The organism is Haloactinopolyspora sp. (genome assembly GCF_027324685.1).
GTDB lineage: Bacteria > Actinomycetota > Actinomycetes > Jiangellales > Jiangellaceae > Haloactinopolyspora.
In genome coordinates this window covers 1-10,866 of sequence record NZ_DAHVSH010000029.1, presented here as the reverse complement: position 1 = coordinate 10,866, position 10,866 = coordinate 1, and the positions used below count along the sequence as shown (strand labels likewise).

The following is a 10,866-nucleotide window of genomic DNA, read 5'->3' as shown; positions in this document are numbered from 1 at the left end:
CACGCCGACCGGCACCAGGCCGTAGTCGCCCGGGCCGACCCGGAACGAGCCCTCGGCCGTGTCGACGACCGCGACGCCGTCGAGCACGTGGAAGGTCTCTTCGAACGAGTGGACGTGGGCCGGCACCGATCCGCCGGGCTCGAGCTCGCAGACGGCGAAGCCGGTGTGGACGGCGGCCCACTCGTCCACGACCGGCCATCGCCGGAATCCGGCCGCCTGGGCGGCCCAGCCGCCCGGTTCGGTGAATGCGGCCTCGGCTGCCCGGGCCACCAGGTGCCGGCTCGTCACGCTGCCGGGACCTTCGCCTTGGCGGCGGCCTCGACGAGCCGGTCGCGCGCCGTCTCGACCAGGCCGCGAGCGCGGTCGACGTCGGCGACCATGCGACCGTCGCGCTTCTTGACCACGCCGTCGACGATCACCGTCTCGATGTTGCTGACGTCCGCGCACAGGACGACGGCGGCGACGGGGTCGATCACCGGTGTGACGTTGATGTCACGCGCGTCGATCACGACGACATCGGCCCGCTTGCCCGGAGTCAGTGAGCCGGTGCGGTCCTCGACCCCGGCGACGTGAGCACCGTGGATGGTCGCCATCTCCAGCATCTGGCGGGCGGTGGCCATCGTCTCGGGCACGGCGATGTTCTGTTCCCAGCAGGTGGCGTTGACGCGTGCTCGTTCACCGGCGAAGGCGGCCCGCATCTGGGTGAACATGTCGCCCGGCACGGTCGTCACGACGTCGATCGACAGGCTGGGGCGCAGTCCGAACTGGAACGACTTGCCGACGGGCGGCCAGCCGTGCCCCATCTGCATCTCGACCTGGGCCGCGATCGAGATCGTGCCGCCGGTGTCGGCGACCCGCTGCCATTCGTGATCACTGAAGTAGCAGGAGTGGACGTAAGTCGTGTCCGGGCCGAGCAGACCGAGCCGGTCGAGCTGCTCGACCATCGCGTACCGTCCGGCCAGCCGGCCCATCGCGACGTGCACGGTGATGGGGATGCCGAGCTCGCGCGCCAGGCGCCACTCGGCGGTGACGACGTCGTCCTGGCAGAAGCCGGGCCCGCGGGTGGCGAGGGCGAGGGTGAGCAAGGCGTCGTCACCGGAGAAGTAGGTGTCCCGGACCCGCCGGACATCCGCGGCCGGGATGGCCTCGGAGCTGTTGAACCAGTACTTCGCCAGCGACGTGTTCGCCGAGCCGTAGGCGTACTGGCCTCGGATTCCGGTCTCCTTCAGCGCGGTGATGGCGGCGTCGGGGTGTTCGGGTGTGTTGTTGATGTGCGACCAGTCGACGAGTGTCGTGATGCCGGCGTTCAGGCACTCCAGCGCGCCGGCCAGGTTGCTGGCGTAGACGTCGTCCGGCTGGTAGCGGGGAGCGAACGTGTCGAGGATCTCGACGAAGTAGTCGTCGAGGGTCGCATTGGGCGCGCTGCCGCGGATCGCGGCCTCCCAGGTGTGGCGGTGAGTGTCGATGAATCCGGGGATGACGATCCGCCCGCTGGTGTCGACGACCTCGGCGTCGGCGTCGATATGGTGATCGACGGCGGCGATCGTTCCGTCCTCGATGAGAACGTCGGCTTGTGGCAGATCGCCGAGTTGTGGGTCCATGGTGAGGACGGTGCCGCCTCGGAGAAGCATCCGGTCGGTCATCTGCGGTCCCTTCCTGCGTCGTTGTGGGATTCTGTGAGTCAGTAGGCGGCGAGTTCGAGGACCCGCTCGGTCACGGCGTCGACGCCGGGGATCACCTGGGCCTCGAGGGCGTCGGCGAAGGGGAGCGGCACGCACGCCGCCGCGATCCGCTTGATGGGCGCGTCCAGCAGGTCGAATCCCTCGTCGGCGACGACGGACACGAGCGTGCCGCCCCACCCGCCCTGGTACGGGTTCTCCTCGATCACGACCAGGCGCGACGTCTTCTCCAACGACGCCAGCACCGCGGCGACGTCGAGTGGGACCAGACAGCGCAGGTCGATCACCTCGGCGGACACGCCGTCGCCGGCGAGGCGCTCGGCGGCGTCAAGCGCCACCGGCACCGTCGAGGCCAGTGCCACCAAGGTGACGTCGTCACCGTCACGCATGGTGCGGGCGCGGCCGAGCTCGACGACGTGTCCCTCGGCTGCCGGCGGTCCTTTGGTCGCCAGCAGCCCCTTGTGCTCGAAGAACACCACGGGGTCGTCGCTGCGGATCGCTGCGGCCATCAGCCCGACGACGTCGTCGGAGGTGGACGGTGCGGCGATCTTCAGCCCGGGGACCGCGAAGACCCAGTTCTCGACCGCCTGGGAATGTTGCGCGCCGAATCCGAGCCCGCCGCCGTTGGCCGTGCGGACGACCAGCGGCACCGTCACCTGCCCACCGGTCATGTACCGGACCTTGGGGATCTCGTTGGCGATGTAGTCGTAACAGCAGGCCAGGAAGTCGCTGAACATGATCTCGGCGACCGGACGCATCCCGGTCATCGCCGCACCCATCGCAGCCCCCACGATGGCCTGCTCGGAGATCGGCGTGTCCCACACCCGGTCCGGGCCGAACTCCTTCAGCAGTCCGACGGTGGTCTTGAACACGCCTTCGGCGGCGCCGATGTCCTCGCCGAGGCACACCACGCTGGGGTCGCGGCGCATCTCGCGGGCGATGCCTTCGGCGACGGCGTCGCGGTAAGTGATCACGTCCGCCATGCGTTGCCTCCATCGGCCCAAACGTCGGTGAACGCCTCCGCCGGGTCGGCGTCGGGTGCGTTCTTCGCGGCCTCGATCGCGTCGTCGACAACGCGGCGTGCCCGCGCGTCGGCCTGCTCGACCGCGTCGTCCGACACGTTCAGCGCACCGAGCCGGTCGCGGGCGATGTCGAGTGGATCGTGGTCGAGCCACCGTTCGACCTCGTCGGCGGGCCGGTACGTCGCGGGATCGGCTCGGCTGTGGCCGAAGTGCCGGTAGGTCTCCGCTTCGATCACCGTCGGGCCGTCGCCGGCGCGCGCCCGCTCGGCCGCGCGCCGGACGGCGTCGTAGACGACGAGCACGTCGTTGCCGTCGATGACCTCGCTGGGCAATGCGTGCGCACCGGCGCGGTCGGCGGCGGGATGGGGGACAGCCGTCACGGCCCCGATCGGCGTGTACTCCATGTAGAAGTTGTTCTCGCAGACGAACAGCACCGGCAGCCGCCACACGGCGGCGAGGTTGAGCGACTCGTGGAACGCTCCGATGTTGGTCGTCCCGTCGCCGAAGAACGCCACCGCGACCTGCTCGGTGCCGCGCAGCCGCGCCGACCAGGCAGCCCCCACCGCCATCGGCAGGTGTGAGCCGACGATGGCGTAGGACCCGAGCATGCCCGACGACGCCTTCGTGAGGTGCATCGATCCGCCCTTCGCCCGGCACAGCCCGGTTGCCCTGCTCATGAGTTCGGCGAGGCACTCCTCAGGCGTCGCGCCGCGAGCCATGGCGTGGTGGTGGCCGCGGTAGGTGGCGAAGACGTAGTCGTCGGGCCGCAGCGCCGCGCTGGCCCCCACCGCCACCGCCTCCTGACCGGCAGCGAGATGCGTCGTGCCTTTGACGAGGCCGGACATGAAGAGATCGTGGGCGGCGCGTTCGGTACGGCGGATGAGCTGCATCTGCTCGTACAGCGCGAGGACGTCGTGCGCGTCGAGCTCCGAAGCGGGACGAACCGTGGTCTCGGTCATGGCCGGGCTCCGTTCGCCGCACTGGACGCCGCCGTGTTGAGGTGCGACTGTGCTTCGCGCAAGGTGTTCAGCGCGCCGCCGGCGGTCCAGTACTTGCGGCCCGCGACGAGCAGGTCCTCGGCGGGGAACTTGGTGATGACCTCGCAGCCGTCGGACGTAACGACCACTTCCTCCTCGATCCGGGCCGCGGACCAGCCGTCGGCGGCCGGCCAGTACGTCTCCAGGGCGAAGACCATCCCTTCTTCGAGGGTCTCCGGATGCTCGAGGGAGACCAGCCGGCTGAAGATCGGTTTCTCCCAGATGGACAGCCCGACGCCGTGGCCGTACTGCAGCGCGAACGCGGCGGTCTCGTCAGCGAAGCCGAACTCCTCGGCCCGCGGCCAGACAGTGACGATGTCGGCTGTCGTCGCACCCGGCTTCACCAGCGCGATCGCGCGGTCCATGTACTCCCGGCACCGGGTGTAGGCGTCGCGCTGGGCCATCGACGCGCTGCCGACTGCGAACGTCCGGTAGTAGCAGGTGCGGTAACCGAGGTAGCTGTGCAGGATGTCGAAGAACGCGGGGTCGCCGGGACGCACGACGCGGTCGCTGTACACGTGCGGGTGCGGGGAGCAGCGCTCCCCGGAGATGGCATTGACTCCCTCGACGTACTCGCTGCCCAAGTCGTAGAGAACCTTGCTGACCAGCCCGACGCACTCGTTCTCTCGCACGCCCGGGCGCAAGTAGGCGTAGAGCTCCTCGTAGGCGGCGTCGACCATGGCGCAGGCCTGGGTGAGCAGGGTGATCTCGTCCGGCGTCTTGATCCGCCGGGATTCGAGGAACACCTGCTGGCCGTCGACGACGTCCAGGCCCTCGGCCCGCAGCGCTGCCAGGACCGGCATCTCGGCGATGTCGACACCGACCGGCGCGTCGGCGAGTCCGTGCTCGCGCAGTTCGTCGGCGACCTTGCGCGCGACGTCGGCGGCGATGCCCGCGTCGGGGTGAAACGCGCCGCGCAGGGTCGAGATGCCCGCGCGGGCTCGCTTGGTGCCGTCGAGCCACGGGTTGTCCAGCTGGTGGTGGCGGGCCGCCGAGCCGAAGTCCCACACCACCGGCTCGCCGCCGCGCGGCAGCAGGGCGAACCGGATGAGCTTGTCCATCGCCCAGGTGCCGATGTGGGTGGACGTCATGTAGCGGATGTTCGAGAAGTCGAACGTGAGCAGGCTGCCCAACTCCGACCGGTCCAGCGTGGCTTTCAGCCGAGCGAGCCGTTCGCGGCGGAGGCGGTCGAGGTCGACGCGCTCTTCCCAATCGACTGCGTTGGGGCCGAAGGTGCGGATCGCCATCGTGGCCACTCCCTTCCGGGATGCGGTCCCACCGACGCATGTTCAACATCACTAATCATCATTAAGCGGCACGATCGCGGCGTCAAGAGGTGATGCCACCCGGCTAGTCAGACAATGTGAGTGGTCCTGGCAAATCAGGACCGGCGCGTAACGCTTTCGTCGCCGGGGCCTCCGCGCGATAATGTTGAGTGTCACTGATCATCATGAGGGCGACGAAAGGACGGCTGAACATGGCTCCCGGTCCGGTCCCCGAGATCGGCCGTCGACTGCGGGCGGAACGGCAGCGGAAGGGGATCAGCGCCCGCGGGCTCGCCCGCGAGATCGGTGTCTCGCCGAGTCTGATCTCCCAGATCGAGACCGGAAAGAGCCGGCCGTCCGTGAGTACCCTCTACGCGATCACCAACGCGCTGGGTGTCACGGTCGAGGACCTGTTCGAGGCCGCGGAGGCCGCCGATCAGCCCGTCGCAGCGGCGTCGGGTGGCGCATTCGACCGCGCGGAGGGCCGGCGGGTGCTCGGTCCCGACCGCGCGCGCCAGGTGGGTCCGGTCGTCGAGCCGGGGGAGCGGGAGGTCCTGACCCTCGACTCCGGAGTGACCTGGGAACGCCTCGGCCAGGTTCCCGGTGCCCACGTCGACTTCCTGCGCATCACCTACGAGCCGGGCGGGACGTCGGCAGGTCTCGGGTTGCTGATGCGCCATCCAGGCATCGAGTATGGGTATGTCGTCAGCGGCGAGCTGGTCGTCACCCTCGGTTTCGACGAGCATCGGCTCGGTCCGGGTGACGCCGTGTCGTTCGATTCGGCGACTCCGCACGGATACCGCAACGACGGCATCGAGCCGGCGGTGGGCATCTGGTTCGTGCTCGAACACGCACCTTGAGCCACACGGCATACTGGTGGCGTGGGGAGCTGCTGCCACCCGGACTACGAGCAGTTGCTGGCCGCGGTCGCCGATCATTCCCGACGGCTGGTGGTGTTGAGCTACCCGCCACGGCACGCGGTGAGCCGCGCGTTCGTCTCGATGTCCAATGCGCTACTACATCTGCTTCGTCGCCGATACCGCTCGCGGGCCTGGAGCGCGCAAGTCGGCCCCATGATGCCTTCTTTGGTCACCGTGCTGGTGGGCGATACTGGGATTGAACCAGTGACCTCTACCGTGTCAAGGTAGCGCTCTCCCACTGAGCTAATCGCCCTTACGTGCCGAGGTGGAGACGGGATTTGAACCCGTGTAGACGGCTTTGCAGGCCGTTGCCTCGCCTCTCGGCCACTCCACCGAGATGAGGCCATGGGGCCTCGCTCCGAGCGGACGACGGGATTCGAACCCGCGACCCTCACCTTGGCAAGGTGATGCGCTACCACTGCGCCACGTCCGCATGGTCACCGTGGCTCGTTGGCCCGTGAACCTCGGTGCGGGTGAAACATTAGCCCATCGGGGGCACCGGAGCCAAACTCACCCCGCAGCGACACGGTAGCGTCGTGCAATGTGGATGGGCGTGTTGCACCAGATGGTGCCATGGCGCATTTCGGGGGGTTCCTGGCCACCGGCTTGGCCGAAGTGTCTGACGACCCGCGCGTGCTCGACGGGTCCGGCCGCTGGGCCGTCGTCGTCACGTTCGAAGGCGAGGTCACCTGCGCCCGGTTCGAGCACTGGGAGCGACGTGACCTTCCCGCCGCACCACCGTGGCGTGGCCCGGGAAGTGGCACGTGGTCCACGTCGCTGGACCGTGAGGCCTACATCGCCGCGGTGAAGGCGGTGCGCGAACTGGTCGCCGACGGCACCGTCTATCAGGTCAACGTGTGCCGCGTGATGTCCGCCGCCTTGCCTGAGCCCGAGCAGTCGCTGGTTCCGCTGGCGAGCAGGTTGGCTCAGCGACATGCGGCGCCGTTCGCGGGACTCGTTCGCCTGCCGGGTCTGCAGGTCGTGTCGGCGTCTCCGGAATTGTTCCTGCGCCGCGCGGGCGACCGCATCGTCTCGTCGCCGATCAAGGGCACCGGCCGGACGACGGCGGATCTGACGCCGAAGGACGCGGCGGAGAACGTGATGATCGTCGATCTGGTCCGTAACGATCTGTCGCGGGTGTCGACAACAGGAAGCATCGCCGTGGACGAGCTGCTCAGCGTCGAGCACCATCCAGGGCTCGTTCATCTCGTGTCGACGGTGTCGGGCACGCTCCTCCCGTCGGCGGGCTGGGCGGATCTGTTCGCGGCGACCTTCCCTCCCGGGTCGGTGTCGGGTGCGCCGAAATCCAGCGCCCTGCAGGCGATCAGCGATCTCGAACCGGTTCCGCGCGGACCCTACTGCGGCGCCGTCGGCTGGGTCGATGCCGACCGTGGCACGGCCGAACTCGCCGTCGGGATCCGGACGTTCTGGGAAACCGGCGGTGCCTTGCACTTCGGCACCGGCGCGGGCATCACGTGGGGCTCGGATCCGGTCAAGGAGTGGGCTGAGACTGAGCTCAAGGCCGAACGGCTCGTAAGCTTGGCTTCGTGCTGACATGGGTCAACGGTGAACTGCTGGACGAGTCCGCGGCGACGGTCAGTGTCTTCGATCACGGGCTGACCGTCGGCGACGGCGTGTTCGAGACAGCGAAAGTCGTCGACGGCGTCCCGTTCGCGCTGAGCAGACACATCGCGCGACTCGGCCGCTCGGCTGCTGGGTTGGGGCTGCCGGCGCCCGACGAGGCCGAGGTGCGCAAGGCGTGTGCTGAGGTCGTCGAGCAGACGCGTGGCGCTGGGTTGCACCGGCTGCGTATCACCTACACCGGCGGCGTGTCGCCGTTGGGATCGCAGCGCGGGGATGCCCGCCCGACGTTGATCGTCGCGGTGGCGCCGGCCGACGAGATGCCACCGGCGACAGCGGTCGCGGTGGTGCCGTGGCCACGCAACGAGCGCGGGGCGTTGACCGGGCTGAAGTCGACGTCGTACGGCGAGAACGTCGTGGCGCTGGCTCGTGCCCGCGACCTCGGCGCCTCTGAAGCGCTGTTCGCCGACACCCGCGGGCGGCTGAGCGAGGGCACTGGCAGCAACGTCTTCGTCGTCATGGACGGGCAGGTGCTGACCCCGTCGCTCGATGCGGGCTGTCTGGCCGGCGTGACCCGTGCGTTGGTCCTCGAATGGACCGAGGCCGTCGAGGCCGATCTCGAGCTCGACGTGCTCGAACGCGCCGACGAGATCTTCCTGACGTCGAGCACCCGGGACGTCCAGGCTGTCGACGCCGTGCTGTTCGACGATCGACGACGCGACCTGGCGCCGGGTCCGGTGACCGCCCGTATCGCGCAGACATTCGCCGAGCGCAGCCGCGCCGACCTCGATCCGTGACGCTTCGCCAGCCCGGCTGACGTTGTCGGTGGCGGGTTCTACGGTGTGCACATGGCAATCGAGGAGACACCGTGGGAACCGCCGCTGGCCGGCCGTGAAGTCGAGCACCTCACCGGCGCGCTCGACCGGCTACGGGCGACTTTCCGCTGGAAGACCGACGGCCTCGACTCCGAGGGGTTGCAGGCTCGCGTCGGCGCCTCGTCGTTGACCCTGGGTGGATTGCTCAAGCACCTGGCGGCCGTGGAGGACTACGCGTTCACCACGAAACTCAGCGGCGCGCCGATGGGCGCTCCTTGGGACCAGGCCGGGTGGGACGGTTCCGACGACTGGGAGTTCACCTCGGCGGCCAACGACTCACCCGAGCAGCTGTACGCCCTGTGGGACGGGGCGGTCGAGCGTTCGCGCGCCAGGCTCGCCGCTGCCCTCGCCGAGGGCGGACTCGACCAACTCATCCACCTGTCGTGGCCGGATGGCCGCCACGCCAACCTGCGCCGGTTGCTGTGTGACTTGATCGAGGAGTACGGCCGGCACACAGGCCATGCCGATCTGATCCGCGAAGCTGTCGACGGGCGCGTCGGGGAAGATCCGCCACCGGGCTGGCGTCCGTGAGCGATCTGGTCGCCGGTGCGCGATTGCGGGTCGTTCCCGCCAACGAGGCTTCGTTCGACGAGGTGCGAACGGTCTTCGGTACGGCGGACTACGCTGCGCGGTGCCTGTGCCAGCGGCTCAAGGTCGCCGGTTGGATCTGGCGTGACACCACGTTCGAACAGCGCCAGGAGCTGCTCCGAACACAGACCGCCAGCGGCATGCCTGACGCACCTGCCACCAGCGGGCTGGTGGGCTACCTCGATGACGAACCCGTGGGTTGGGTCGCCGTGGAACCGCGCGTGGCCTATCCCAAGCTCCGCACGTCTCGCGTGCCATGGACCGGGCGCAACGAAGATCGGGACGATCCCGATGTCTGGGCGGTCACATGCATCATCGTCCGCAAGGGCTACCGCGGGCGCGGCCTGACGTATCCGCTGGCCGCCGCGACCGTGAACTATGCACGCGAGCGCGGCGCTCGAGCGGTCGAGGCGTATCCGATGATCACCGAGCCGGGTAAGGAAATCACCTGGGGTGAACTGCACGTCGGTGCGCGCCAGGTCTTCGAGGACGCTGGCTTCACTGAGGTCAGCCGGCCGACCGTTCGCCGAGTCGTCATGCGAATCGATTTCGACCGCGAGTAGGCCGGCGCTGGCCGGAACCTACGTCGTCACACGACGGCAGCCGCCCGCTGGCGTTCCCGATACGCGGCTACGTGCAGCCGGTTGCCACACGTGCGACTGTCGCAGTAGCGCTTCGACCGGTTACGCGACAAGTCGACGAGCACGCGGGCGCAATCCGGCGCCGAACACACCTGTAGACGTTCGCGCTCACCTGCAACGACGACGAACGACAACGCCATGCCGCCGTCGATCAGCAGATGCTCGGCAGGGGCCGAGCCCGGCGCGAAATAGTGGATGTGCCAGTCGTAACCGTCGTGATCAGTCAGGCGTGGACACAGCTTGGCGCCGCTGAGTAGGTCATTCACCAGCTTGGCCGCTTCTGCGGTGTTGGCGGCCAAGAAGACGTCACGAAACCGTAGTCGCAGGTCGCGCACGGCCTGCAGATCGGCTTCGGTCACGGTCTCCACGTCGCTGATCTGGTGACGTTCGATGAACGCCTCGAGCGCTGCGAGATCAGCCAGCTGCTCACCGCCGCCGCTTCCGGGGTCGGAGTTCACCAGATCGACGACGACGTTGAGCGAGTGCTCCACGTCGTGGCTAAAGGTCACAGGTTCTTACCTCGCGTACGGGGGATCAGGGTGCGACAGACCGTAGACCACCGATGCGCGGTGCACAACAGTTGTGCTTATGACACCGGTCTCATGTCCGATCGAGTAACGAGTCGAGGACCGCATCGATGCTCAGCAACCGGGCTTCGGCCCCACTCGGCACCAGCGCCCAGCTCTGGATCAAGAAATCTTCCACGTCGGCGGCAGGAGACTCCAGCACCGCGTCGCCGTCGGGCGAGCGCAACCTCACGCGCACCGTTGGCGTCCCGTGGGCATCGATGGCAGGCCACACGGCCACATCACCATGTCCGCTGGGTTCGTCCAATCCGGCACTGAGCAGGTCGCGAGCGAAGATCCACGGGACAGGCTCGCGGGCCGCGGTGTCGAACACGGCCGTGACCGCGAGCGGATCGGCGGCGCAGTAGCGGAACTCGGCCTGGATGTGGCGATCGTCACTGGTGTCATCGAGCAGGCGAAGCGCCAGGGGGTACGAAATGGTCGACGCGTGCATGGCCGTCCTTTGCCGAGTGAACCGCCGGGTGTGGCTGGCGGTATCGCGACTTGTCCAAGTGCCTCGGCCAGTAGTGTCAACCCAACTCGGGCATCGCGCAACGCGAAACGAAGCCGGTCAGTTGTACCGACGGCGCTGGGGTGGGGTATCGTGTTCCCGCGCCCGGGCGATTAGCTCAGCGGGAGAGCGCTTCGTTCACACCGAAGAGGTCACTGGTTCGATCCCAGTATCGCCCACC

Annotated in this window: 12 protein-coding genes and 4 tRNA genes; 6 read left to right on the top strand and 10 right to left on the bottom strand. The window is 68.4% G+C overall.

The annotated features are described in order from the left end of the window. The 5 genes from M6444_RS04245 to M6444_RS04225 all read right to left on the bottom strand — a co-directional run. On the bottom strand, positions 1-288 hold a 288-nt coding region (locus M6444_RS04245), incomplete at its 3' end, for a cupin domain-containing protein (protein WP_298323472.1). Next, positions 285-1,643, bottom strand: a complete 1,359-nt coding sequence (locus M6444_RS04240; RefSeq protein ID WP_298323471.1) for an amidohydrolase family protein — start codon at positions 1,641-1,643, stop codon at positions 285-287. The genes M6444_RS04240 and M6444_RS04245, both read right to left, overlap by 4 nt. Before the next feature lie 38 nt (positions 1,644-1,681). Beyond that, positions 1,682-2,662 (bottom strand): alpha-ketoacid dehydrogenase subunit beta, encoded by a 981-nt coding sequence (locus M6444_RS04235; protein ID WP_298323470.1) that lies wholly within the window; start codon positions 2,660-2,662, stop codon positions 1,682-1,684. After that, a complete protein-coding gene (locus tag M6444_RS04230; protein WP_298323469.1) occupies positions 2,650-3,660 on the bottom strand; it encodes a thiamine pyrophosphate-dependent dehydrogenase E1 component subunit alpha in 1,011 nt (336 codons plus the stop codon). Before M6444_RS04230 ends, M6444_RS04235 begins: the two co-directional genes overlap by 13 nt. Further along, positions 3,657-4,985 (bottom strand): Xaa-Pro peptidase family protein, encoded by a 1,329-nt coding sequence (locus M6444_RS04225; protein ID WP_298323468.1) that lies wholly within the window; start codon positions 4,983-4,985, stop codon positions 3,657-3,659. The genes M6444_RS04230 and M6444_RS04225 overlap by 4 nt, the downstream gene beginning before the upstream one ends. Positions 4,986-5,215: 230 nt before the next feature. Between M6444_RS04225 and M6444_RS04220 the strand changes: the two genes are divergently transcribed. Then, positions 5,216-5,863 carry an XRE family transcriptional regulator gene (locus tag M6444_RS04220; protein WP_298323467.1) on the top strand — a complete coding sequence of 216 codons (648 nt, stop codon included), beginning with the start codon at positions 5,216-5,218 and terminating at the stop codon, positions 5,861-5,863. 238 nt (positions 5,864-6,101) lie between these two features. Here the strand turns inward: M6444_RS04220 and M6444_RS04215 are convergent. The 3 genes from M6444_RS04215 to M6444_RS04205 form a co-directional block, all read right to left on the bottom strand. Continuing rightward, a tRNA-Val gene (locus M6444_RS04215) sits at positions 6,102-6,176 on the bottom strand. Positions 6,177-6,186: 10 nt separating this feature from the next. After that, positions 6,187-6,257, bottom strand: a tRNA-Cys gene (locus tag M6444_RS04210). Positions 6,258-6,284: 27 nt separating this feature from the next. Then, positions 6,285-6,356, bottom strand: a tRNA-Gly gene (locus tag M6444_RS04205). A 140-nt stretch (positions 6,357-6,496) separates the two neighbouring features. Between M6444_RS04205 and M6444_RS04200 the strand changes: the two genes are divergently transcribed. Genes M6444_RS04200 through M6444_RS04185 form a run of 4 tightly spaced genes read left to right on the top strand, consistent with a single transcriptional unit; the run spans position 6,497 to position 9,530 of the window. Next, the gene (locus M6444_RS04200) at positions 6,497-7,477 is read left to right on the top strand and encodes an anthranilate synthase component I family protein (RefSeq protein ID WP_298323466.1); all 981 of its coding nucleotides are present in this window, start codon (positions 6,497-6,499) and stop codon (positions 7,475-7,477) included. Further along, on the top strand, positions 7,471-8,301 hold the full coding sequence (locus M6444_RS04195) for an aminotransferase class IV (RefSeq protein ID WP_298323465.1): 831 nt from the start codon (positions 7,471-7,473) through the stop codon (positions 8,299-8,301). Before M6444_RS04200 ends, M6444_RS04195 begins: the two co-directional genes overlap by 7 nt. Before the next feature lie 51 nt (positions 8,302-8,352). Beyond that, on the top strand, positions 8,353-8,910 hold the full coding sequence (locus M6444_RS04190) for a DUF664 domain-containing protein (RefSeq protein ID WP_298323464.1): 558 nt from the start codon (positions 8,353-8,355) through the stop codon (positions 8,908-8,910). After that, a complete protein-coding gene (locus M6444_RS04185) occupies positions 8,907-9,530 on the top strand; it encodes a GNAT family N-acetyltransferase (protein ID WP_298323463.1) in 624 nt (207 codons plus the stop codon). The genes M6444_RS04190 and M6444_RS04185 overlap by 4 nt, the downstream gene beginning before the upstream one ends. Before the next feature lie 26 nt (positions 9,531-9,556). Here the strand turns inward: M6444_RS04185 and M6444_RS04180 are convergent, their stop codons facing one another. Continuing rightward, the gene (locus M6444_RS04180) at positions 9,557-10,117 is read right to left on the bottom strand and encodes a CGNR zinc finger domain-containing protein (RefSeq protein ID WP_298323462.1); all 561 of its coding nucleotides are present in this window, start codon (positions 10,115-10,117) and stop codon (positions 9,557-9,559) included. A 91-nt stretch (positions 10,118-10,208) separates the two neighbouring features. Continuing rightward, positions 10,209-10,628 carry an SsgA family sporulation/cell division regulator gene (locus tag M6444_RS04175; RefSeq protein WP_298323461.1) on the bottom strand — a complete coding sequence of 140 codons (420 nt, stop codon included), beginning with the start codon at positions 10,626-10,628 and terminating at the stop codon, positions 10,209-10,211. Positions 10,629-10,792: 164 nt separating this feature from the next. Here M6444_RS04175 and M6444_RS04170 point away from each other — a divergent pair. Further along, a tRNA-Val gene (locus tag M6444_RS04170) sits at positions 10,793-10,864 on the top strand. The last annotated feature ends 2 nt before the right edge of the window (positions 10,865-10,866 follow it).